Source organism: Frankia sp. CcI49, from assembly GCF_001983215.1.
GTDB lineage: Bacteria > Actinomycetota > Actinomycetes > Frankiales > Frankiaceae > Parafrankia > Parafrankia irregularis.
Map to the genome: position 1 here is coordinate 362,977 of NZ_MOWP01000006.1, position 23,852 is coordinate 386,828.

Sequence of the window (23,852 nt, forward strand, 5' to 3'; positions counted from 1 at the left end):
GGCGGTCAGCGCAGCTTCGCGATGACGGACTCGCCGAACGCGGCGAGTGTCTCCGGCTGCGCGAAGTCGCAGAACCAGGTGTAGGAGCGCTCGATCCCGCGTTCGGCGAGCGTGCCGAAATGCTCGACGAGCTGTTCGGCGTCGCCCACGACCACGCCGGTCCGGCCGAAGCGCCGCCGTGCCAGCTCCGCCACCGACGCACGCTGGTCCTCCGACGGGACGAACGCGACCCGCTCCTGGATCGACACCCGGGCCCGCCCGGCGCGTGGACGCATCTCGTCGAGCTTGTCGAGGATCCCGATGTGGACGTTCCACCAGTCCGCGTGCGCGGCGACCAGCTCCATCGTCTTCGGGCCGGCGCCCCCGATCTGGATCGGGATGCTCCCCAGCGGCGTCGGCGCCTGCCGGGCGCCGCGCAGCTGGAAGAACTCCCCGTCGTAGTCGACCGGTTCACCGGTCCACAGCGCGCGCAGGATCTCCAGCGTCTCGCGCAGCCGCCGCACCCGCAGCCGGCCCTCGGGCAGCGCCAGGCCGTAGGAGGTGATCTCGCCGGGAACCGAGCCCGTCCCGAGGCCGAGCTCGTAACGCCCGCCCGAGAGGTGGTCGAGTGACACGGACTCCTGGGCGAGCAGCGCCGGGTTGCGGAAGACGTCGCACAGCACCAGCGATCCGACGGTCATCCGGGTCGTGTGTGCCGCCAGCCAGGTGTTCGTGACGGACGCGGAGAACATCGGCTGGTTCTCCGCGAGCGGTGGCGCCATGTGGTCCATCCCGGCGATGCCGTCGAAGCCGGCGGCCTCGGCCGCCCGGGCGCGCTCGACCAGCTGGGCGGGACTTAACCGCATCTGCGGCAGGTACAGGTGGAACTGCACAGGAAACCCCTCTCCGTCGTCCGCCGCCGACCGGTGCCGGGCTGCGGCCACGGACTCGGCGAGGACCTGTCACCGCTCCACACTGTGCTCCATGACCCGCCGCGCGGGCCCGTGGTTCAGCGGGCTGGCCGGTCGGCGAGGCCGTCCGCGGTGATGAACTGGCATCGGGTGTTCCTGATCCGCCAGCCCTCGGCCGTGCGGACGAGCTCGTCGGTGTACACCGCGCTGCGCGACACTCCGTCCGTGCGGTCGATGAACAGCAGGTTGCGCCGGGTGCGTGCGGTGTCGGCACCGTCCATCTCGATGACGGGCGGGCCGCCGAGGTGCAGCCCGCCCGGTGCCGCGCCCATCATCTTGCGCAGCCCCGCGTGGCCGTCGAAGGAACGCCCGTACACCTGGTAGCTGGCGTCCCCGGTGAACAGCGCGACCCAGCCCTCGACGTCGTCGAGGTCGAGGGTCAGGCAGTACCGGGCCAGCAGGTCGCCGATGGCCACCTGGTCCGCCGGAGAGGGAAGCATCAGGGCACCTCCAGGTTGATCACGTCTCGCCGGGCGATGCGCCACTGGCCGTCGACCCGGCGCAGCTCGTCGTGGTATCGCCCGGCGAGCCTGAGGACCGGGCCGTCCGCGCTGGTGCGCAGGAAGACGTAGTCCGAGACGCTGCGGGCGGTGTCTCCGTCCGGGCGGACGTCCAGGTTGAACGTCAGGTGTTTGCCGCGCTGGTCGGGCCGCCCCTGGGTGCCCTGGAAGAACGCGAGCAGCTCGGCGCGGCCGTGCGCCGTCCGGTCGCCGTAGGTGAAGACGCCGTCCGGGGTGAACAGGTCGACGAGGCCGGCGAAGTCGCCGTCGTCGCAGCGGTGGCAGTAGCGGGCCAGTACGGACTGGACCGCGAGCTGGTCCACAAAGGCGGCCATGTTCCCGGGAAATTCGCTCATGTCAGTCCGGTCAGGCCATCTCGTAGCGGATGGGAACGCGCTTCGGCCCGCCGACGAACAACGCCTCCATGTATTCCGGCGTCCCGGCGAGCTCGATCGAGCGCACTCGCGATCTCAGCTCGGCGTAGAGCGCCTGGCCCTCCAGCCGGGCCAGGTGGGTGCCCAGGCAGTAGTGCGCGCCGAAACCGAAGGCGACGTGGCGGTTCGGGGACCGGCCGACGTCGAAGGTGTTCGGGTTGTCGAAGACGTCCTCGTCGCGGTTGGCCGAGGGGTAGGAGAGCAGCACCGATTCGCCGGCGGCGATGGGCACACCACGAACCACCGTGTCCTCGGTGGTGGTGCGCATGAACTGCTTGACCGGCGAGACCCAGCGGATGGCCTCGTCGACCGCGGTCGGCACCAGCGACGGGTCCGCGGCCAGGCGCTGCCACTGCTCGGGGTTCTCCAGCATGGCGTGCAGCCCGCCGGCGAGCGCCGCGCTGGTGGTGTCGTGCCCCGCCGTCGCGATCAGGGTGTAGTAGCCGGCGGCTTCCAGCTCACCGATCTGCACGTCACGGATCATCGCGTTCGCGATGACCGAGCCGAGGTCGTCGGTCGGGTTCTTGCGGCGTTCGGCGATCAGCGCCTGGAAGTAGTTGAAGAAATCGATCAGCGCGGCCATCTGGGCGTGCTTGTCGCCGTCACGGGCGAGTTCCTCGTCGTCGGCGCCGAAAAGCTCCTGGGTGAGCTTCAGCATCCGCGGGAAGTCCTCCTCGGGCAGGCCGAGCAGCGAGAGGATCACATAAAGCGGATAGTGCGAGGTGACGTCGACGAAGAAGTCGCATTCACCGCCCAGGTCGGCCATGTGGTCGACATACCGCTTCGCCAGCGCCGCGATGCGGTCGCGCAGCCGGCGAACACCGGCCGGCTTGAACCAGTCCGCGCTCACGTGGCGGTAGACGGTGTGGTCCGGGTCGTCCATCTGGACCAGGGAGCGGATCGGGATGTTCTCCCGGTCGGCGTCCTTCGACTTGGGGCCGAGCGCCGGGCGGGGGGCGTTCAGCCAGATGTCGGACGCCCGCGAGATGGACATGACGTCCTCGTGCTTGGTGATCGCGTAGAACGGGTGGAACTTCTCGTGCTCGACGAGGTGCACCGGCGACTCCCGCCGCAGCAGCGCGGCGGCCGCGTGGAACCGCGCGTCATCCGCGTACGCCCGTGGATCGGTGAAGACACTGGCCGCGGCCGCGATGTCCATGCTGGTCCCTTCGCAATCCTCTACCGGGCCAGCTGACCACGGCAGCACCCCTCGACTCCCGGCCCGCCCGCTCCCGGCTGCGCCTCACCTCGGACATTAACATCGATGTCGAGTTCAACAACAGGGGTGCGGGCGGGTGCGGCCAGCGGCAGTCAGGAGCGGGACGCCGTCCCGCCTCCCGAGGAGGGCGCCGTGCGCACCTCCCGGTACGGCACGTTGCGGTCCAGGGCCAGCTCCCGCGGCATCCCCAGCACCCGCTCGCTGATCACGTTGCGGGCGATCTCCGTGGTCCCGCCGCCGATCGAGCCGATCTGGCGCAGCAGATAGCTCGTCCCCAGCGCGCCGGCCTGCTCGTCGTCGCCGGCGGCCACCGCGCTCGCGCCGGCCAGCTCGAACCCGATCGTCGCCAGCCGGCCCATCGTGACGCCGTGCATGAGCCGGCCGACCGCGGCGATCTGGTCCGAGGACCGGCCCGTCGCGATGAGGGCGTGCAGGCGTCCGTCGAGCTCACGCATCGCCGTCCGGAGCATGTGCGCCTCCCCCACCAGCTCGCGCGCCGCCGGGTCGTGCAGGCGCCCGGCCCGCTCGGCGATCTGCAGCAGGCCGGTGCCCGGGTCGCCGAACGTCTCCACGTCACCGGCGGGCCGCAACGCGAACGGGGACGAGCTGAACGACCGCTCGTAGAACAGCCAGCGGGTCGCCACCGTCCAGCCGTCGTCGACGGCACCGATCCGGGCACTGTCAGGCACCCGGACGTCGGTCAGGAACTCCTGGCAGAACTCCTTGTTGCCGTCGAGCATCTCGATCCGGGAGACCTCGACGCCCTCCTGGTGGATCGGCAGCATGAACACGGTGAGCCCACGGTGCTTGGGCACATCCCAGTTCGTGCGCGCCAGGCACAGCCCCCAGTCCGACCACCAGGCGCCCGTCGTCCAGATCTTGGAGCCGTTGAGCACCCACTCGTCGCCCTCGCGCACGGCACTCGTCTTCGCCCCGGCGACGTCCGACCCCGCCCCGGGCTCGGACAGGAACTGCATCCACAGCTCCTCGCCGCGCAGGATCGCGGGCAGGTGCCGGCGCTTCTGCTCCTCGGTCCCGAACTCCGCGATCACCGCCGCGCACGGCGTCATGGTCGGCACCTGCAGCCGCGATGGATACCGGTAGCCCACGAGCTCGGCGTTGAACGCCTCGGCATGTGCGGGGGTGAGGCCCTGGCCGCCGTACTCCTTCGGGAAGCACAGCCCGGCGAAACCGCCGTCGAAGAGCAGCCGCTGCAGGCGGCGGTCCTCGGCGACCTCGGCGAGCTCCTCCTCGTCGGGCCGCACAACGAGCCGCCGGCCGCCGCCCACTTCGAGGCGCGGCATGTGCTCCCGCAGCCAGGTGCGTGCCCGCAGGCGGAAGTCCTCGACCGACTCGATCTCGTCGCTGCTCACGCCGCCGCCTCCCGCGCGCCGTCGCCGGCCTCACCCGTGCCTGACTCTCCCGCGCCTGTCTTGCCGGCGCCGGCGTCGCCGCCCCGTCCTTCGAGGATGCCGGCGATCCGTAGCCGATGTTCGCGCGGCGTGCCCAGCAGCGCGCTGCCGACGACGGTGCGCCGCAGGTAGAGGTGCAGGTCGTGCTCGAAGGTCACACCGATACCACCATGCAGCTGGACGCAGTCCTGGCAGAGCTCGGGGCCGTAGTGCCCGATGTACGCCTTCGCCACGCTGGCCAGCTCCGCCGCCCGCTCGTCGTCGTCCTGCACGGCGACGGCCGCGGCGTCGGCGAGGGCGTGGCTGGCTTCCAGCCACATCTTCAGGTCGGCGAAGCGGTGCTTCAGCGCCTGGTAGGAGGCCAGTGGCCGGCCGAACGAGTAGCGGTCCGCCGCCCAGGCGACCGTCAGCTCGAACGCCCGGTCCATCGCCCCGACCATCTCGGCGGTCTGGATGACCAGCGCGATCGACAGCTGCCGCTCGACGGCCGCGGCCGCCCCGCCCAGGTCACCGACGAGTGCCGCCGCGGGCAGCCGGACGTCGGAGAACTCCACCCGCGCGAACCGGCGGGTCAGGTCGAGCGTGCGCAGCGGTGTCACCGTCACACCGGGCGCGTCGGCGGGCACGAGCAGCTGCGCCAGGCCGCCGTCGGCCCCGCGTGCCGTGACCAGGAAGTAGTCCGCCTGGGCGCCGTGCTCCACCGGCGCCTTCACCCCGGAGAGCACCAGGTCGGAGCCGGCGGCGAGGGCCGTCGCGGTGACCTGGCCCAGCCCGTCGTGCGGCACCGGCTCGCCGAAGCACCAGGCCGCGACCGCCTCCCCCGCACAGATCCGCTCGAGCACACCACCGGCCACATCGTCGCCCGCCTCGCCGCCGGCCGCCGACAACGCGCCCGACAGGGCCGCCGCGACAACGTTGGACGTCAGCAGCGGGCCGGGGGCGGCGTGGCGGCCGAACTCGTAGGCGACCAGGGCGAGATCACGCAGCCCCGCGCCGCTGACGCTGCCGCCGCCGCGCTCCTCGGCGACGAGCAGCGACGTCCAGCCCAGCTCGGCGCCGGTCCGCCAGAAGTCCGGCTGGTAGCCGACGGGGCTGTCGCGCAGCTCGCGCAGCACCTCGGGGGGCACGCTGGCCCGCAGGTACTTCCGGGTCGTGCTGACCAGAAGCTCCTGGTCAGCACTGAGTCCCACTTCCATCCATGCCCTCCGGGTGGGTCATCTCGGCGACGGCGAGCCTGCCGGGTACGCGGCCGCGGGGTCGCCCCCTGGCAGCAGCGGCGAACATCGTCCAGAATCGTCGGATCTTGCCAGCCGCGCCACCGTCCGGCTAGGGTCTAAAAATCGATGTCGACGTCAACATGGACATCGTGAGCATAGACCACATCGTCGGCACAGGACACTTCGCCGGCACAGAGCGTCCACCGTCGGAGGAAGCACCGAAATGACCGCAGTGATGAAAGGTGTTCGTGTCCTCGAGGTGGCGGAGCACACCTTCGTCCCCGCGGCGTCGGCGCTGCTGGCCGACTGGGGCGCCGAGGTCATCAAGATCGAGCACGTCGAGCGCGGCGACGCGATGCGCGGCCTGGCCTCGACCGGCACCAGCCCCGTCTCCGGCTCGGTCCACGTGCTGCTCGAGCACTCCAACCGGCACAAGAAGAGCCTCGCACTGGACCTGACCAGCGACGATGGGCTCGACATCCTCTACCGCCTCGCCGCGACCTGCGACATCTTCCTGACCAACAAGCTACCCAGGGTACGGGCGAAGCTGAAGATCGACGTGGAGCACATCCGCGCCCACAACCCGAACATCATCTACGCCCGCGGGACGGGCCAGGGCGAGCGCGGCGCGGACGCCGACCGCGGTTCGTACGACTTCCTGGCCTTCTGGGCCCGCGCCGGCATCGCCGCCGCCCTGATGAACGCGGGCGACGAGCAGATCCGCTTCCCACCCGCCCCCGGCTTCGGTGACTCGATCGGCGCGATGACCATCGCCGGCGGCCTCATGGGCGCTCTGTTCCACCGGGAGCGCACCGGAGAGGCGACGATCGTCGACGTCTCCCTGCTGGGGGCGGGCATGTGGTCGATGGGGCAGGGCATCGCACTCGCCGACCAGCTCCAGCGCCCCCTCGGGCAGCCGCCGACCGGCCGATCCGGCAACCCGCTGGTCGGGACCTACCGGACCGGCGACGACCGGTTCCTGGTCTTCTCCTGCCTGCAGGCCGCCCGCTACTGGCCGGAGCTCTGCACGCTGGTGGGCCGCCCCGACCTGGTCACCGACCCCCGTTTCGTCGACCACGCGGCGATCAGCGCGAACACCGACGCGGCCTTCGACATCCTCGCCGAGGTGTTCGCCCAGCGGACGCTGGAGCAGTGGCGCGAGACGCTGCGCGACTTCAGCGGCCAGTGGGCGGTCTCCCAGACCACGCTGGAGATCACGACGGACCCGCAGGCGACCGACAACGGCTACCTGCAGGACGTCCAGACCTCGGCCGGCACGCCGTTCCGGCTGGTGGCGGCCCCGGTGCAGTACGACGAGCAGCCCGCGCCCGCCGGCCGCGCCCCCGACCTGAACGAGCACGGCGACGAGATCCTGCAGAGCCTCGGCCTCGACTGGGACGAGATCCTCAACCTGAAGATCAAGGGCGTCGTCGCGTAGCCACCGGCGCAATCTCGGGAGGCGGCGACAACCGCGGAATCCCGGGCTTCGGGCTTCCGTCACCGCCGCTGCTTTCGCGCAAGAATTGAGGATTTCGGCTGCTTGTCTTCAACGACCGCAATCCTCAATTCTTGCGGATCACGATGCGACCCCATGCCCCATTTGCACCTATTGGCATGAGTGGGCTACCGCAGGCCCACGATGCGCAGGGCGAACTGGCTGTACTGCCAGACGACGGCGTCCTCCGTCAGCTCACCGTCCTCGCGGTACCAGGCGGCGAGGCCCATCCCCAGGTCGAGGATGGCGAACGAGGCCAGCGACGCGGAGCCGACCGTGAAGTGCCCGGCCTGCGCCCCCGCCTCGATCAGCTCCCGGAAGCACCGCTCGTACTCGGCGCGCAGGCCCAGCACCCGGTCGCGGTGCGGCTGGACGAGGCTGCGCAGCTCGCGGTTGCCGACGAACGCCTCCTGGCGGTGCCGGGCGTGGTAGCGCACGTGGGCCTCGGTCGCCCGCCGCAGCCGCTCCACCGGGTCGTCGGTGCTGGCCACCGCGGACCGGTGCGCCGCGAGCAGCGCCTCCATGGTTCCTGTCATGATCTCCACCAGCACGTCCTGCTTGGACGCCACGTGCTTGTAGAGGCTGGGCCCGCGCATGCCCACGGCGGCGCCGAGGTCGGCCATCGTGGTCGCCTCGTAGCCGAGGCGGGTGAACAGGTCGAGGGCGGCGGCGCGGATCTCCGCGGAACGCGGCGAACTGGCCCGGACCACATCTCCCCCGCTAGCTAACAACTGATAGCCGATCTCGACTGCGACTCAGCCGGATGATACGCGAGTTCCCTGCGGCCAGGATGGAAGTGTCCGCTGGCGGGACTAACAGTCGTTAGCGGGATGGCCGATGCGGTGGCTCGGCGACGGATGCGTCCCGGCGAGGCGGGCCGGTTGAGGTGTAGGTGCGCCGGACGGGATGCGCCGGACAGGGTGCGCCGGACAGGGCGGGCCGGACAGGGCGGGCCGAAGCAGCGGGCCCGGTGGGTACGGCGGAGCGAGCCGGTGGGGGGCGAGGTCGCGGAGTCCCGCGGCCGCCGGAACCCACCGGCCCGCCTCACTCAGGGGCTGCCGGCCGCCGGCACGGAGCGGATCATCGCCTTGGTGCGCATGAGGAACTCCCCGAGGTAGCCGTCGTGGGGGATTCCCGGGCGCAGCCACGTCGTGGGATTGTCGCCGAGGTAGAGGTTCGTGATCGAGGGCTCGTTCAGCAGCGCTTCGATGAGCGTCTCCCGCGTCGTCATCGCGGTGAGGACGAGGGAGTCGCGCAGCGGGGCGATGCCGTCCCGCTCGTGCCAGGGCCCGACCCAGACGCACGGAAACGGCAGCTCGACTCCCAGCTGCGGAGCCGTGCTCGATGCGACGAGGTGCACCGCCGGTCGCAGGACCGAGCCACCGGACGGAAGCTCATCCACGATCGTGTCGCCGCCGAGCAGCGCCCGGGCGTCCCCGGCGACGGTGTGCAGGTAGCGGTCGATCCCGGCGGACACGTCGGTCGGCTGCACGGTCAGGGTCGCGTCGGGGTGCTCCGGTGGCAGGCTGGGGATCAGGCTCAGCCGGTCGGCGAGCGCCCGTGCGAGCGGCTCCGGGTCGCCCTCGACGAGGACGGCGGTGGCGCAGGTGCACGCGGTGCCGCCGAGATGGCTGACGGAACCGGCGATGATGTCGATCTTCTCACGCCAGTCGACGTCGGCGGTGACGAGGATCTTCGAGCGGCCCGGGCCCTGGGTGAGGACGCGCGGGTTCGCCTCGTACTTCGCGACGACGTCCTGCCCGCCGTAGACGATCGCCTGGTCGGCCTCCGCGATGATGACGTCCGCGACGGCGTGGTCGGTGGGCAGCAGGGTCAGCGTCGCCGGCGGGATCCCGGCGTCGCGCAGCGCGCTCACCAGCCGGAACGCGGTGAACGGCTCGCGGGTCGACGGCCGCAGCGCCACCTTGTAGCCGAGCGCGAGCGCCTCGGGCCACAGCCCGTGCACCGCCGGGGTGTTGCCGGCGGCATGGACCGCGAAGACCTCCCCACGGCGCGTCCAGACCGCCGCGCCCGCCGTGGTGGCCGGGTCCCGCCAGTCGGCGACCACTCCCCGTGGCATCGCCAGCTCCACCGTGCGGCGCTGGGTCCGCAGGACGTCCGCGACCCAGGCGATGGACGCGCGGACCACACCGAGCGGTACGCCCGACGCCCGCGACACGAGGTGGGCGTAGTCGTCGGGATGGAGCCCCGCCACCGCGGCGCCCTCGAACAGGTCGGCGGCCTTGTCCAGCGCGGCGAACCGCTGGGCGGCCGGTGTGGTCGGGGCGGCGCGCATGGCACTGATCGCCCGGCGCACGTACAACGCCGGTACCTGGCTGATCTCGCCGACGGGCTCGCCGGCCAGGGTGGTCAGAGGCCGGCGTTCCCGGGAGCGGAAGGGCTCCGGGCCGGTGGGGCCGAGCGCGTCGATGTACACCGGCTCGCCGGCGGGTACGGCTCCCATCAGTAGACCCCCTCGATGACGGTCTGGCTGCCGAAGGTCGACACGGGGGCCACATCGGACACGGCGCAGCCGAGCGTGCCCGGCAGCGGCTCGACCCGCCGCGCCAGGTCACGCTCGAGGTTGTTGGGGATGAGCGCGTACCTGGTGAGGTGGTTCATCACGACCTGGCCGCGTTCGCCGACGGCGACCTCGGCACGGGTCTCGGGATCCACCACCTGGAAGGTGATGTAGGGGCTCGGCGGGTCGAACACGGCCGGGGCGTCCAGCTCCGCCGCGAGGTCCGGGCCAACCGGACCGTCCGGGTCATCCGCGTCCTGCCACGGGCGCTCACGCGACATGCCGAGGACGGTGGTGCTCCCGTACAGGCCCTTGAGCGGGATGCCGGGGAAGATCTCCCGGCGGAAGATGTCCCGCGAGTCGGCGTCCATGTGCGCGCCGCTCCAGCAGATGAACCGGACGTCCTTGCGGATCCGCTCGACCAGTTCCTCGCGGCGGGCGATCCGTTCGAGCAGCGGCGGGGTCGTGACGAGAATGCCGACGGACTGGGTCGTCATGATGTGCGCCGCCTGGTCGACGAGGTGCTCGGTGTAGCGTTCGACCTCGTCCATGGCGCCCCGGGCGATGAGCTGCTTGATCCAGCGGGGGTCGAGGTCGACGGTGAACTTCAGGCCGTTCTGGCGGCGGGCCCGGCGCTGCGCGAAGTCCCCGAACATGTGCGGCCCGCTCGGCGCGACCGCCAGCAGGTTCGCCGTTCCGAGGCCGGAGTAGTGGAACTCGTCCCAGCCCAGCGCGAACTCGGCCCAGCGCTCGAACATCACGAACCTCTTCGGAGCCCCGGTCGTCCCGCCGCTCTCGAAGACGCCGGCGACGGCCCGGTCCTCACCGCGCAGGCCGCGCGGGACCAGGTCCTCCACCGCGACCTCGCGGAACTCGTCGACGACGTTCGGGAAGAGGGACAGGTCCGCGTAGGTGCGGACATCGGCGATCGGGTCGAAGTCCAGCGACCGGGCCCGGCGCAGCCAGAAGGGGCTGCCGGTCTCCTCTCCGAAATGCCACCGCATCAGGGCCCGGATGTATTCGTCGGGTTCGGCGGCCGCTAATTGTGTCGAGGTGAGGTCGAGAATGGCGGGAAACATTTGTGGCCTCCGCTGCATGCGGTCGTGAACCTCGGCACGACCAATCCTCTCCGTGTTCGAAATCCCCGCCACCCCGGCGCCGGAAATCCAATAGACCGATCACATGAAGCCGTTCGCACCCCGGGAACCTTGACAACGGCCGCGGACACACCCCCCGTCGCCGGCTGCCACATCACCGCAATCCGGGCGAATCACCGGGCCGCATTCACGGAAGGAATCGGCCGGGGCGAGAATGCGAGATTCCCCAGCGTAACAAGCCGCGACCGGACCCGCGCATCTTTTGGCGTGACGGCCGGGTCGGCAGGCATCGAGCGCGCTCGACCGTGCCATGCCAGGCGACTCGGCGCCAGGCCCGCTCGGCGGCAGAGACAAGGGCAGGGGGCACGCCCTGGCCACCCAGGCCCACGCGAGCGGGCCGACCCCGGGCCGAGCTGGTGAAAGCTTGGCCGAGCCGAGCCGAGCCGGGCTGGGCTGAGCTGGGCTGGGCTGGGCTGGGCTGGCTGGCTGGGCTGGGTCGAGTTGGGTTGAGCTGGCCAGGCCGAGCGGGGCCACGCAGCCTCCCGCTAACACCCAATAGCCTGATCCGTCTGGGCCGCAATGGTCATCCCACCTCGCAGTCCGCATGTCTTGCAGCAGGTACAAGATCACCGCTACGATCCAGCTAATAGCTGTTAGCCAACGCTTCCCGCCGACCATGAACGCGGTGGCGATGGCGACGGCCTGTCTGACGACCGACGGTCGGCTGCCAGACAGGCCTGCCGGGATACCCACCGACCAGACCCTGGAGGTCCGATGGCTGTCGATCTCGCCCATCCGCCCCACGTCGCCGACCTGGCCCGGCGCACCGCCCAGTTCGTCCGCGAGGTGGTGCTCCCGGCCGAGGAGCGGAACCGTTCCGCGGTGCCCTCGGAGGCCCTGCGCCGCGAGCTGCAGGACGCCGCCCGCGCCGCGGGCGTGTTCGCCCCGCACGTCAGCGCCGAGTACGGCGGCCACGGACTGGACATGCGCGGCCGGGCCGCGGTGTTCGAGGAGGCCGGGTACTCGCTGCTCGGCCCGTTGGCGCTGAACATCGCCGCCCCCGACGAGGGCAACATGCACCTGCTGGAGGCGGTCGCCACCGAGGAGCAGAAGGAGCGCTACCTGCGCCCGCTGGCCACCGGCGAGATCCGCTCCTGCTTCGCGATGACCGAGCCCGCCCCCGGCGCCGGGTCGGACCCCCGGGCCCTGGCCACCCGCGCGGAGCGGATCGACGGCGGCTGGCGCATCCAGGGGCACAAGTGGTTCATCACCGGCGCCGACGGCGCCGGCTTCGCGATCTGCATGGCCCGCACCTCCGGCACGCCCGGGGACGCCGGCGGCGCGACCATGTTCCTCGTCGGCGCCGACAACCCGGGCATGAAGATCGTGCGCCACATCGAGACGCTGGACGAGAGCCTGTTCGGCGGGCACGTCGAGATGGTCTTCGAGAACTGCGAGGTGCCCGACGAGGCCGTTCTCGGCGCGGTGGACCAGGGCTTCCAGTACGCCCAGGTCCGGCTCGGCCCGGCCCGGATGACGCACTGCATGCGCTGGCTCGGCATCGCCCGTCACGCCCAGGACCTCGCCGTGCGCCGCGCCGCCGAGCGCGAGCTGTTCGGCTCCCGACTCGGCGACCTCGGCATGACCCAGCAGGCGATCGCCGACAGCGAGATCGACATCGCCGCGTCCCGCGGCCTCATCCTGCAGGCCTGCTGGGAGCTCGACCAGGGCCGCTCGGGCGGGCAGTCCACCGCGATCGCCAAGACCTTCTGCGCCGAGGCGGTGTGGCGGGTCGTCGACCGTTCCCTGCAGATCTGCGGGGCGCTCGGTGTCTCCGGCGACATCGCGCTGAGCCGGTTCCTGCGGGAGGTGCGCCCCTTCCGCATCTACGACGGCCCGTCGGAGACGCATCGCTGGGCGATCGCGCGGCGCACGCTGCGGCGGCACACGACCGCGCAGGCCGAGGCAGGCGCGCAGGCCCCGACAGCCGCGCAGGGCAAGGCAGCCACCCAGGCCGAGGCGCCGGCTGGGGCGCCGGCCCAGTGAGCACCCCGATCGAAGGCCTGGACCTGCCTGCGCTCGAGCGGTTCTTCGTCGAGCGGGTACCCGGATTCGCAGGCGGGCTCACCGCCACCCTGCTCGCGGGCGGCCGGTCGAACCTGACCTACCTGCTGACGGACGGACAGGGCCGGTGGGTGCTGCGCCGTCCGCCACTCGGCGGACTCACCCCGTCGGCGCACGATGTGCTGCGCGAGCACCGGGTGGTCGAGGCTCTCTCCGACAGCGAGGTGCCGGTGGCGCGGGCGATCGCCCACGACTCCGGCACGGTGATCGGTGCTCCGTTCTCGCTGGTCGAGCATGTGGCCGGCCCGGTCATCCGCACCGAGGAGCAGCTGCACGCGCTGGCGCAGGACGACATCGACCGCTGCGCGCACGCGCTGGTGGACGTCCTGGCCCGACTGCACGCCCTCGCACCGGAGAAGGTCGGCCTCGGCGACTTCGGCCGCCCGCAGGGCTATGTGGGACGCCAGATCCGGCGGTGGTACGACCAGTGGCAGCGGGTGCACACCCGGGACCTGCCCGACATCGACGCCCTGCACGCCGGGCTCGCCGCCGCCCAGCCGGCGGAGGGCGACGCGTCGATCGTGCACGGCGACTTCCGCATCGACAACGTGATCCTGGCCCCGGAGGACCCCGGGATCATCCGGGCGGTCGTCGACTGGGAGATGTCCACGCTCGGCGACCCGCTCGCCGACCTGGGCGTGCACATCGTCTACTCGGATCCGGCCTTCGCCCACGTGCTGGCCGGGTCGGCGGCGTCGACGAGCCCGCGCCTGCCGGGTACCGAGGCGACCGCGCGCCGGTACGCCGAGTCGACCGGCCGTGATCTGAGCGACTTCCCGTTCTATCTTGCGCTGGGCTATTTCAAGGTGGCTGTGATCGCCGAGGGCATCTACGCGCGGTTCCTGGCCGGGGTGACCCGAGGTGAGGGCTTCGAGGGCGCCGGTGCGGCCACGGCCCCGCTGGCCGCCGCCGGGCTGCGGGCCCTGAGTGGCAATCTGGAGAGGCGATAGAGAGCGATGAGCGAAATCCTTGATCTGTTCCGGTTGGATGGCCGGGTGGCCGTCGTCACCGGCGCGAGCTCCGGACTGGGCGCCGGGTTCGCCCGCGCGCTGGCCGAGGCCGGCGCCGACATCGTGCTCGCCGCCCGCCGCGCCGACCGGCTGGAGGTGGTGGCGAAGTCGGTGCGGGAGACCGGCCGGCGGGCGCTCCCCGTCGCCACCGACGTGTCCAGCCCGGAGCAGTGCACCGCGATGGCCGAGGCCGCGACGGCCGAGTTCGGCCGGATCGACATCCTGATCAACAACGCCGGCTTCGGTACCGCGGTGCCGGCGCTGCGCGAGCAGCCCGACGAGTTCCGCCGGGTGCTCGACATCAACCTCAACGGCGCCTACTGGGCGGCACAGGCCTGCGCCCGGGTCATGAAGCCGGGGTCGAGCATCGTCAACATCGCGAGTGTTCTCGGCCTGGTCAAGTCGTACGCGCCGCAGGCGGCCTACTCCGCGAGCAAGGCCGGGCTGATCGGGCTGACCCGCGACCTGTCCCAGCAGTGGTCGGGCCGCCGCGGCATCCGGGTCAACGCCATCGCCCCCGGCTACTTCGCCAGCGAGATGACGGACGAGATCCCCCGCGACCAGCTGATGACGTTCATCACGAACACGACCCCGCTGGGCCGTCTCGGCGAGCAGCGCGAGCTGGACGCGGCCGTGGTCTTCCTGGCCGGGCCGGGCGCCTCCTACATCACCGGCACGACCCTCGCGGTCGACGGAGGCATGTCCGGTCACTGAGCACGACGCCCCTTGGGGATGAGCACGACGCCCCTTGGGGATGAGCACGACGCCCCTTGGGGAGGGGCATCCGACGATCGCCGCGGCCGCACCGAGCCGCGGCGATCGTCGATTCTGGACGGGCTTGACCCTCGACGACCGGTCCTCTACTTTTTCCCGGACGGGAAAAAATAGGCAACATCCCGGCGAAGCCTCCGGGCACCACCGTGGCACCGGCCACCAGCATGCCCGACAGACCACCACGACAGTCGCGGACCCGCGTCCTTGAAAGGCCGAAGGATGAGCGCACTGCTCGATATCGAGAACCTCGTCGTCGAGTACCCGGCCGAAGAGCATCGCGGCGGCCCGGCAGCAGCGGTGCTGCGGGGCGTCTCGATCGCGGTCCAGCCAGGCGAATGCCTCGGGATCGTCGGCGGCCACGGAGCTGGCAAGACCACCCTCGGCCGCGCGGTGCTCGGGCAGGCCCCGGTCGCCTCCGGCTCCATCCGTTTCAAGGGCCGCGACATCGTGGCGCTCTCGCACCCTCAGCGGCGCCGCCTCGACGAGAAGATCCAGGCGGTGTTCCGGGACGCGCACGGCTCGCTCGACCCCGCGGCCACGGTCGAGGCGGCGCTCACCGAACCGCTGCGTGCCGAGCATGTGCCGGCCGGCGCGGCGGCCCGGCGGGTCCGGGAGCTGCTCAACCAGGTCGGCCTCCCGGCCGGTGCCGGCCAGCGGTTACCCGGCCAGCTCAGCGGCGACCAACGCCAGCGCATCGCGATCGCCCGCGCTCTGACGCTCTCGCCAGAGCTGATCATCTGTGATGACCCGCTCTCGGCCCTCGACCCGCGCGCCGGGCACGCCCTGCTCGAACTGCTCATGAAGGTCCAGGAGTCCACCGGGACCGCCTACGTCTTCTTCTCCCCCGATCTCGCCGCGGTGCGCCGCATCTCGCATCGCATCGCCTTCCTGGAGCAGGGGCGGATCACCGAACGCGGCGAGGGCGGCCGTGACATCCCCGCCCCCCGGTTCGGATGCGAGTGGCGGTGGCCCGAGCCCGAGCCCGGGCCCGATCCGATCCAGTTCGCGCCGGCCTCGCATCAGGCGGCGCGCTGGCAGCAGTTCCAGCAGGCCACGGGACGGCGGCGTCGGCACGCTGGCAGCGGCAGCGGCAGCGCAGGTAGCGGTGCCAGCGGCGGCGGCCGAGCCAGTGGCGGCGGCGCTGGTGGGAACCGGCCGGGCGCGCGGCGGACGAGGCCTCCCCAGAGTCGCCGGCCCGACGGCCGCAGCCGTCGCCGGAGGCCTTAGAGGCACCCGGGCCGCCATGCCCACCGAGCACACGGGGCGCCTCGCCCCCTCGAACGAACAGCCTGGGAGAATCGTGACGGCCGACAGCACCAGCTCCGGGTCGCGGAACGTCATCCCGGCGGCCGTGGAGGGGAGCTCCCGGCGCCGTGCCGGTCGACCGGCACGGATCAGCCGGCAGATGGTCGTGGACGCGGCCGCCGCCCTCACCCCCGCGAACGTGACCATCCAGGCCGTCGCGGACCGGCTCGGAGTGGACCGCAAGGCCGTCAGCTACTACGTGTCCGGCCGCGAGGAGCTCCTCGAGCTCATCACCGCCCGGACCCTGGCGAACGAGCTCGAGCACCTGGCCCTGCCCACAGGCGACTGGCGTGACGCCGTCCGCGTCTACGCACGGGGCGTCCGGCGCGTGCTGCTGCGTGAGGCCTCGCTGTCGCTGCTGATCACCCGGCTGCCGGGGGCCGGCGTCCTGATGCCGGCCGAGGCGTTGGTCGACAGACTCGTCGACGGCGGCTTCGACGAGGGCGACGCCATGATCGCCCTCAACCTGGTGACCCGGATGGTCTTCGCCAACGCCAAGGACATCCTGGTCGCCAGGCACTTCGGGGAACATCCGACGGTCACCGAGGTCCGCCGCGCCCTCGCGGAGCTCCCCGCCGAGCAGGTGCCGCACCTGCGCCGGGTCCTGCGCGACGGCGTCCCGCAGCCCTTCGAGCTGGAGCTGGACTTCGTCGTGGCCGGCCTGCAGTATCTCCGCGACCGCCACGACCCGCCGGACCGGCCAGGTCACCGGTCGGGCGGGCGGTGACGCACCGCGGTCAGCGGAGGAACACCAGGCACACGTCGTGGCCACCGAAGCCGAAGGACGTCGAGAGCACGGCGCCGGGGCGCAGCGGCCGGTTGTCGACGGCGACGACGTCGAGATGGATCTCGTCGTCCAGCGAGGTGAGGTTGCGGGTGGCCGGGGCGAGCCCGTCCCGCAGCGACAGGACCGCGAACACCGCCTCGACGGCACCGGAAGCACCGAGCAGGTGACCGGTCATCGACTTCGTCGAGGTCACCGCGACGCCGTCGAGCGCCGGGCCGAGGGCGGCGCGCAGCCCACGGCTCTCCGCCACGTCGCCGGCCGGTGTCGCCGACGCGTGCGCGTTCACGTGGACCACGTCCTCCGGGCCGATCCCGGCGGCGGTCAGGGCGTGCCGGATGGCCCGGGCGGCACCGGCGCCGGTCGGGTCGGGGGCGGCGACGTGATGCGCGTCGGAGCTGATACCGGCACCGCCGAGGGTCGCGAGGACCCTCGCTCCCCGCGCGGCGGCGTGCTCGGCGGCCTCGAGCACGAGCACACCCGCGCCCTCGCCGAGTACGAAGCCGTCCCGGGACTTGTCGAACGGCCGTGACGCCGACCCCGGATCGTCGTTGCGCCGCGACAGCGCCTGCATCTGGGCGAACCCGGTCAGCGGCAGCGGGTGGACCGCCGCCTCGGTGCCTCCGGCGACGACGACGTCCGCCCGGCCGAGCTGGATGAGGTCCAGCCCGTAGGCGATCGCCTCGGCACCGGACGCGCAGGCGCTGACCGGCGCGTGCACGCCCGCCCGGGCACCGAGTGCCAGGCCGACCGCGGACGCCGGCCCGTTCGGCATGATCATCGGAACCAGGAACGGGGAGACCCGTCGGTGCCCGCGGTCGCGGAAGATGTCGCTCTGGGAGAGCAGGGTGGTGACGCCCCCGACCCCGGAGCCGATCACGACCGCGAGCCGCTCCGGCTCGAGTGCCGGATCGCCCGCGTCCGCCCAGGCCTCACGGGCCGCGACGACGGCCAGCTGCTGGCCGCGGTCCAGGCTGCGGGCCTCGACCCGGGCAAGCGGAGGCTCGACGGCGACCGGCGCGGCGATCCGGACCGGCAGCTCGCTCGCCCACGGCACGGTCAGCGCCAGCACGCCGCTGCGCCCGGCGAGCACCCCCGCCCACGAGTCGGCCACGTCACCGCCGAGCGGCGTCGTCAGCCCGACCCCGGTGACGACCACCTGTCGCCCCCCGCCACCACGGCCGCGGTGCCCGGTGCCGTCGGTGCCGTTGGAGTAATCAGTGTCGTGGGAGTAGTCGGATTCGTCGGAGCTCGTCATTTCCTGCGGGCTGTAGGACGTCATCTCCGGGTTTCCTTCCCCGCGTTCGGACCGTTTCGCATCCGGGCATTCCCGCGCCGCGACGGTCGCGGCGGAACGCCAGCCGATCCGAGCTGTCCGCGTTCGGTCAGGAAATGCCGTCCACCGGAATCCAGGCCCGGCCCGGCGGAGACCGTCCCACGAATGCGCTGACCGACCAGAGCCCAGAATAGGAGCCGGGCACCGGTTCCATCCGCGGGCCGGCCTTACTACCCGCCATCGATTCGATGTTTCGAACGGGCGATCCGACCGGCACGCGCGAAACGGGCCCGGGCGCCCGCAGCCGGTTCGCTTCAGGGCCGGTTCGGTTCAGGGCCGGAAGGTGGCCCGGTACTGGGTCGGGGTGAGGCCGGTCAGTTCCCGGAAGGCGGCGTTGAACGCCGAGAGCGACGCGTAGCCCACGCCGAGGCCGATCGCCGTGACCGAGGTGTCGTCGGCGGCAAGCCGTTCGATCGCACGGATCACCCGAAGCCGCCGGAGCACCGCGCGCCAGCTCATGCCGATCTCGGTCTCGAACCTCCGGGCCAGCGACCTCGGGGTGAGACCGACCTCGTGCGCCACGTCCTCGAAACGCACCTCGTCGGCCAGGCGCTCCCCGGTCAGGCGCAGGGCCCGCCGTACCTCCGGCGAACGCCCGGCCGGCACGACCATCGGGCTCGGCTGGGTGGCGAGCCGCCAGGTCACCGCGGCGAGCGCCGCGAACAGCGCCCGGGGGTAGTCGGCGAGCGGCTCGTCGCCCTCGCCCCAGGCACCGCACTCGGCGACGAGCGCCCGCGCCAGTGGGCTGAGATCGAACACCGCCAGCGGCGCCGCCGGTGCCGGGACGAATCCCCGGTCGAACAGCACCGAGGCACTGGTGACCGGCTGCGGGATGCTGACCGTGATCGGCTGCCCCGCCTCGATCAGCGCGGCCCGGGCGGGTGGCAGCAGCCACGACTGGTCACCCGCCTCGAGCCGCAGGGCGCCGGCGGAGGCGCAGAGCAGATAGTGACGGTCCACCCGGAGCTCACGCGCCGGCTCCGGCCGGAACGTCCGCACAAAGCTGTAGGCCTCGCGGGTCACTCGCGGGTCACCGGAAGCCTGCCATTGCCTGATCGTAGGAAACCGCCGGTGGCGGCGGGCGCGTCAGGCGACCGTCTCCAACAGCCGCGCGTCGAAACGACGACTCACCGGCGCGGCGGTCATCATGGGCCGTAGCGCGTTGCCCATGCGCGCGAACGACGCGGACTCCAGATAGGCCGCGAACGACTCCGCCCCATCCCATTCGTGCACGATCGTGATCTGGTTCTCGTCCGCACGCGACGCATGCACCCGGAAGCTCAGGTTGCCAGGCATTGCGCGAACCTCATCCCGCTCGTGATCGAGCTCGGCGAGAGCGGCCGGGCGGTCATCCACGGACGTACTGAAGTCGACGATGGCGATGAACATGGATGTCCTCCTGATCCGGGCGGCGATACCGCGGGTGTGCGAAACCGATTCTCGGCCGCCGCCATCGCTGCCGGCCTCCGCCCAACGGACGCGTTCACGCTCCGGTCGGTCAGCCGGGCGGGTGTCCGACAGCAACAGGCCCACCGGACGGACAACCGACCGGTGGGCCTGCGGGAGTGCTGAGCGCGGAGTACGGTTCAGGCGATCAGGAACCGATCTTCCTGCCGTCCTTGCGGCGGATGACGACGGTCGCCGCGCGGGGGCGGCCGGCCGGGTCGAAGTCCGGCCAGTTGCTGACCGCACGCGGGTCCGCCGGCGTCGGCTCACCGAAGAACGCGGTGGCCTCACCCGGGTGCTGGATGTTGACGAACAGCGACGTCCCGTCGGGCGTCGCGGTGATGCCGGTGATCTCGCTGCCGCGCGGGCCGGTGAGGAACCGGCGGATCTCGCCCGTACCGGGGTCGGCGGCGAGCATCTGGTTGTTGCCGATGTGGTCGTACTTGCGGGTGGCGAGGTTCTGCGAGCTGTTCGAGACGTCGGTCTCGATCCACAGCCGGCCGTCCGGGTCGACCCACAGACCGTCCGGGGAGCCGAACAGCGGCTGGTTCGCCGGCACGAACTCGCCCTCGGGCAGGTAGGACGGGTCACCGGCGTAGAACGCGATGTCCCAGGTGAAGGACAGCTCGGTGCAGTTGCCCTTCTTCTCACGGAAGCRCAGGATGTGCCCGTAGATGTTGGTCTTGCGCGGGTTCACGGCCGTCGAGCCGGACGACCCGTTGGTGAGGCTGACGAAGACGTCGCCGGTCTTCGGGTGCACCGTGACCCATTCGGGCCGGTCGAGCTTGGTCGCGCCCACCGCGTCCGCCGCCTGGCGGGTGCGCAGCAGGACGTCCGCCTGGTCGGTGAAGCCGGCCGCGGCGGTGAGCCTGCCCTGGCCGAACACCAGCGGCACCCAGGTGCCCGTGCCGTTGTCCGCGAACGTGGCGACGTACAGCGTGCCGTGGTCGAGCGGGCTCCGGCCCTCACGGCGCAGCTTCTTCCACGACTGCGAGCCGACGAACTTGTAGAGGTACTCGCCGTTCTCGTCATCCCCGGTGTAGACGACGATCCGCTCGTCGTGCTCGACGACGGTCGCGCCCTCGTGCTTGATGCGCCCGAGCGCCGTGCGCTTCACCGGGGTGGACTTCGGGGCGAACGGGTCGATCTCGACGACCCAGCCGAAGCGGTTGAGCTCCTTCGGGTTCTTCGCCACGTCGAAACGGGCGTCCGCGGTGTGCCACTTGTAGCCACCGCCGGCCGCGCTCACGCCGTACCGGGACTGGGCCGCGCTCGGCGCCCAGGTGGTGTCGGTGGTTCCGAAGTAGCTGTTCCAGTTCTCCTCACAGGTGAGGTAGGTGCCCCACGGGGTGTAGCCGTTGGCACAGTTGTTCAGCGTGCCGAGGGCGGCGTTGTTCGACGCCAGCTCGGCGTGCCGCAGCGTGACCGGGCCGGAGAAGGTGACCGGCGTGGCACCGGTGACCCGACGGTTGTAACGGGAGTCGACGTTGGTCCACTTCCCGCCCTGCTGGCGGATGGCGATCACGCTGACGCCGTGCGCGGCGAGCGCCTTGGCGACCTTCTCCGGGGTGAGCAGCGCGTCACCGTCCGGGAAAAGCAGCTTCTGGTCGACATACTCGTGGTTCACGACCAGCAGGCCCTCACGGTTCGCGTCGGAACCGCGGCCGGTCGGGAAGAAATGCATTCCATCATGGTGCATTCCGACCTGGAGCGCCTGGTCGGCAGCGCTGTTCGAGCCGTCCTTCTTCCAGGCCGGGCCGTTTTTGGCGAGTGGCGTTCCCCAGGGAATGAGCACCTGGACGGTGTAGCCCTCCGGCACCACGACGGCGTCGGCCGTGCTGATCGGTACCTCGGCGAAGCCCAACAGCCTGGAACTCCCGTGGCCGCTGCCGCCACTGCCACCGCCGGGCCGGCCCGCGGCCGGACCGCTCGCGCCGGCGGCACCCGCGCCGGCCACGCCGAGAAATCCCGCGGTTACCGCCGCGATTCCGCCACCGACAAGCGTCCGACGGTTCAGCCGGGTGGCGATGATGTCGGAAAGGCTCGGGTTATCGGTGGGGTTTGAAGCGGCGTCGTCAGTGTCGCGCACAATTCCTCCGTCGTGAGTCTTCCTCGCTCTCCGCCGACGCTAATAAGCCCCCGTGTTGCTGTGAAGAACCTGTGAACGAACCGCGGGTGAACCGCAGGCCAACGTTGAGGGGTCCACAGATCATTCTGGTCGAAAACAGGTCGGATCGCGCACGGTCTACTTCCCGGTCGCGGCACGATCCGCGAGGAGTGCCGACCGGGCGGGTGCCTGGCGGACCAGACCGCCGCCGGCGACATCGGGAAGTGCTCACCGACGACCCAGACGCGGACGGGCTGGCCGGCAACGCTGCCGGCCAGCCCGTGGCGCAGGGGAGGAACCCGTCTGACGGGAACTACTCCGCGGATCTCAGAAGGAGGTCTTCGTCGGCTCGGCCCAGTCGCGGTTCGCGTTGGACCAGCAGACCCAGGGCTTCTCCTTCGTCGCACCGACCATCTGGAACTTCCCGCCCTTGATCTGGACGAAACTCGTGCATTCCTGCTTGGCGCCGTGCGTCGTCGGATCCTCCTGGGTCGCACTCTCGTGCATCCGGGTCCAGTCGATGGGCGCGATCAGGCCGTCGGCGGTGTAGTCGGTGATCTTGTTCGTCGCGTCGATCACGCTCTGGCGAGTGAAGGACGGGCCGGCCTTGAGGATTCCCTGGTAGGCGATGTCGGCGTCGATCCAGCCGATCATCGCGACCTCGGAGATCTCCGCGCCGGTCTTCTCCATCCACTTCTTGAAGTCGCCGAGGCCGCTGTCACCGGCGTCCGCCTCGAAGGGGCGGAACTGCACCTGCACGATGTCGCCCTCGAACAGGTCACCGGCCTCCTCCACGAACTTCTGGTCGTAGGAGTTCGGGTGCAGGAGCTTGACGTCCGCGAGGCCCTGGCGCTGCAGTTCCTGGGCRAGAGTCTTCTGACCGTTCAGGTCGAAACAGGTGATGACCATATCGGCCCCGGCGCGCTTTATCGCCGACACCTCGGGGCCGACGCCGTTCGGCAGGCCGAACGCCAGGCCCTCGTTGTAGTAGACGACTTCCTGCCCGGTGTCCGCCTTGTAGAGCTCGATCGAGTCGCGCACCGACTGGGTGCACCGCTTCGAGCTGTCCGAGACTCCGTAGCCCAGCGCCGCGATCTTCTTCGCGCCGACCAGCGTGGCGGCGTACGGGTAGTAGCGTGCCGTGCAGTCCAGGCAGATGATGCCCGCGTTACCCCAGATGTCGTCGTGGCCGGCCATGGCCGCCGGCTGGATGGCCCACACGTACTGCGGAACACCGGCCTCCGCCAGGTCACCCCATCCCAGGGGAAGCTGGGCGGCGCTGAAGGTGCCGAAGGTGTTGTTGTCGTTGATGATCTTAAGTGCGCCCTGCTTGTTCTGGCCGAGCTGGTCATCGATCTTCTCGGTCAGCGCGAGCTTGCGGCCGTGAACCCCGCCCTCGCTGTTCCGGAAGGCGAAATAGGCCTCGATACCCTGGGCGTAGCAGTCGTAGATGCAGGCGCCGGTCGGGTTGTTGCTCTTGGTGGCAAGCATGGAGAAGTTGATCGCGTCCGCGGTCACCCCGGGCGCACTGTTCGAGACCACCGCTCCGCCGCTGCCGCCCTTGTTCTCCGTCGAGTCCGATCCCGACGAATTGGAGCATGCGACGAGCAGGACGCCCAGCGCGGCGACCAGTGCCACCAGCCGCCCTAAGTGGAGTTCAAGCCTCTTCACAGGCACGTGGTCAGTCCTTCGGTTCCAGGCGCTCGAAAGCAGTGCGGCCGAGCGCAACCAGCCCATGGATTTGTCACGACGTATACTGCACGACCGGCCCGACGACCGGCCCGCATTTCCGGGTGGAGGCGACCCGTGCGGAGTGGGGTCGATGCTCGGTCAGGCACATCGACCGGAACCGGACTTCACTCGCCGCAGGCTCCACACCCGAATCCCGAGGTTCACGACGGACAGGCGAGGGACAGCTCCCCTGGTCACGCGCCGGAATCATGCGGGAAATGGATCACGGCCTGCCCCGCACGCACCCCCACCAGTCCTACAAGTCGACTGCTTTAGGCTATAGAGGGATTAGATGAGACGCAAGTAACACTTAATCATCTAGAGGTACCGGCGGACTCCCTGCGGCCACTGGGAAGGCCGCGAGGATCCTCACCGCGCCACCGGAGCACC

The 23,852-nt window shown here is 71.1% G+C and carries 20 protein-coding genes; 6 read left to right on the forward strand and 14 right to left on the reverse strand.

Annotated elements, in window-relative coordinates:
• Positions 1 to 5: 5 nt before the first annotated feature.
• From CcI49_RS05670 to CcI49_RS05695, 6 genes are all read right to left on the reverse strand, one after another.
• A complete protein-coding gene (locus tag CcI49_RS05670) occupies positions 6 to 872 on the reverse strand; it encodes an LLM class flavin-dependent oxidoreductase (RefSeq protein ID WP_054567928.1) in 867 nt (288 codons plus the stop codon).
• Positions 873 to 988: 116 nt separating this feature from the next.
• Entirely contained in the window at positions 989 to 1,390 is a 402-nt protein-coding gene (locus CcI49_RS05675) for a nuclear transport factor 2 family protein (RefSeq protein WP_054567680.1), read from the reverse strand.
• A complete protein-coding gene (locus tag CcI49_RS05680) occupies positions 1,390 to 1,806 on the reverse strand; it encodes a nuclear transport factor 2 family protein (RefSeq protein ID WP_054567681.1) in 417 nt (138 codons plus the stop codon). Before CcI49_RS05680 ends, CcI49_RS05675 begins: the two co-directional genes overlap by 1 nt.
• A gap of 10 nt (positions 1,807 to 1,816) precedes the next feature.
• A complete protein-coding gene (locus CcI49_RS05685; protein WP_054567682.1) occupies positions 1,817 to 3,043 on the reverse strand; it encodes a cytochrome P450 in 1,227 nt (408 codons plus the stop codon).
• A 152-nt stretch (positions 3,044 to 3,195) separates the two neighbouring features.
• Positions 3,196 to 4,476, reverse strand: a complete 1,281-nt coding sequence (locus tag CcI49_RS05690; protein ID WP_076824775.1) for an acyl-CoA dehydrogenase family protein — start codon at positions 4,474 to 4,476, stop codon at positions 3,196 to 3,198.
• Complete coding sequence (locus CcI49_RS05695; protein WP_054567684.1) at positions 4,473 to 5,711, reverse strand: acyl-CoA dehydrogenase family protein; 1,239 nt, start codon at positions 5,709 to 5,711, stop codon at positions 4,473 to 4,475. The genes CcI49_RS05690 and CcI49_RS05695 overlap by 4 nt, the downstream gene beginning before the upstream one ends.
• Before the next feature lie 244 nt (positions 5,712 to 5,955).
• On the opposite strand from CcI49_RS05695, the gene CcI49_RS05700 reads away from it, so the two are divergent.
• Positions 5,956 to 7,170, forward strand: a complete 1,215-nt coding sequence (locus CcI49_RS05700; protein WP_054567685.1) for a CoA transferase — start codon at positions 5,956 to 5,958, stop codon at positions 7,168 to 7,170.
• A 185-nt stretch (positions 7,171 to 7,355) separates the two neighbouring features.
• Here CcI49_RS05700 and CcI49_RS05705 read toward each other — a convergent pair whose 3' ends face one another.
• The 3 genes from CcI49_RS05705 to CcI49_RS05715 form a co-directional block, all read right to left on the reverse strand.
• Complete coding sequence (locus tag CcI49_RS05705) at positions 7,356 to 7,937, reverse strand: TetR/AcrR family transcriptional regulator (RefSeq protein WP_006538301.1); 582 nt, start codon at positions 7,935 to 7,937, stop codon at positions 7,356 to 7,358.
• Between the two features lie 338 nt (positions 7,938 to 8,275).
• On the reverse strand, positions 8,276 to 9,691 hold the full coding sequence (locus tag CcI49_RS05710) for an aldehyde dehydrogenase family protein (protein WP_054567686.1): 1,416 nt from the start codon (positions 9,689 to 9,691) through the stop codon (positions 8,276 to 8,278).
• A complete protein-coding gene (locus CcI49_RS05715) occupies positions 9,691 to 10,827 on the reverse strand; it encodes an AMP-binding protein (RefSeq protein WP_054567687.1) in 1,137 nt (378 codons plus the stop codon). Before CcI49_RS05715 ends, CcI49_RS05710 begins: the two co-directional genes overlap by 1 nt.
• 792 nt (positions 10,828 to 11,619) lie before the next feature.
• Between CcI49_RS05715 and CcI49_RS05720 the strand changes: the two genes are divergently transcribed.
• The 5 genes from CcI49_RS05720 to CcI49_RS05740 all read left to right on the forward strand — a co-directional run bounded on the left by CcI49_RS05720 (position 11,620) and on the right by CcI49_RS05740 (position 16,785).
• A complete protein-coding gene (locus CcI49_RS05720; RefSeq protein ID WP_076824777.1) occupies positions 11,620 to 12,891 on the forward strand; it encodes an acyl-CoA dehydrogenase family protein in 1,272 nt (423 codons plus the stop codon).
• Entirely contained in the window at positions 12,888 to 13,919 is a 1,032-nt protein-coding gene (locus tag CcI49_RS05725; RefSeq protein ID WP_076824779.1) for a phosphotransferase family protein, read from the forward strand. Before CcI49_RS05720 ends, CcI49_RS05725 begins: the two co-directional genes overlap by 4 nt.
• 6 nt (positions 13,920 to 13,925) lie before the next feature.
• Positions 13,926 to 14,693 (forward strand): glucose 1-dehydrogenase, encoded by a 768-nt coding sequence (locus CcI49_RS05730; RefSeq protein WP_076824781.1) that lies wholly within the window; start codon positions 13,926 to 13,928, stop codon positions 14,691 to 14,693.
• Positions 14,694 to 14,972: 279 nt separating this feature from the next.
• Positions 14,973 to 15,980 carry a dipeptide/oligopeptide/nickel ABC transporter ATP-binding protein gene (locus CcI49_RS05735; protein ID WP_076824783.1) on the forward strand — a complete coding sequence of 336 codons (1,008 nt, stop codon included), beginning with the start codon at positions 14,973 to 14,975 and terminating at the stop codon, positions 15,978 to 15,980.
• 73 nt (positions 15,981 to 16,053) lie between these two features.
• Positions 16,054 to 16,785 carry a TetR/AcrR family transcriptional regulator C-terminal domain-containing protein gene (locus CcI49_RS05740; RefSeq protein WP_158230711.1) on the forward strand — a complete coding sequence of 244 codons (732 nt, stop codon included), beginning with the start codon at positions 16,054 to 16,056 and terminating at the stop codon, positions 16,783 to 16,785.
• 10 nt (positions 16,786 to 16,795) lie between these two features.
• On the opposite strand, the gene CcI49_RS05745 is transcribed toward CcI49_RS05740, so the two are convergent.
• From CcI49_RS05745 to CcI49_RS05765, 5 genes are all read right to left on the reverse strand, one after another.
• Complete coding sequence (locus tag CcI49_RS05745; protein ID WP_241839911.1) at positions 16,796 to 18,124, reverse strand: beta-ketoacyl-[acyl-carrier-protein] synthase family protein; 1,329 nt, start codon at positions 18,122 to 18,124, stop codon at positions 16,796 to 16,798.
• 324 nt (positions 18,125 to 18,448) lie between these two features.
• Complete coding sequence (locus CcI49_RS05750; protein ID WP_054567693.1) at positions 18,449 to 19,201, reverse strand: AraC family transcriptional regulator; 753 nt, start codon at positions 19,199 to 19,201, stop codon at positions 18,449 to 18,451.
• Positions 19,202 to 19,264: 63 nt separating this feature from the next.
• Positions 19,265 to 19,567 (reverse strand): antibiotic biosynthesis monooxygenase, encoded by a 303-nt coding sequence (locus CcI49_RS05755; RefSeq protein WP_054567694.1) that lies wholly within the window; start codon positions 19,565 to 19,567, stop codon positions 19,265 to 19,267.
• Between the two features lie 205 nt (positions 19,568 to 19,772).
• On the reverse strand, positions 19,773 to 21,713 hold the full coding sequence (locus CcI49_RS05760) for a PhoX family phosphatase (protein WP_076824787.1): 1,941 nt from the start codon (positions 21,711 to 21,713) through the stop codon (positions 19,773 to 19,775).
• Positions 21,714 to 22,058: 345 nt separating this feature from the next.
• The gene (locus tag CcI49_RS05765; protein ID WP_054567696.1) at positions 22,059 to 23,408 is read right to left on the reverse strand and encodes an ABC transporter substrate-binding protein; all 1,350 of its coding nucleotides are present in this window, start codon (positions 23,406 to 23,408) and stop codon (positions 22,059 to 22,061) included.
• Positions 23,409 to 23,852: the final 444 nt, after the last annotated feature.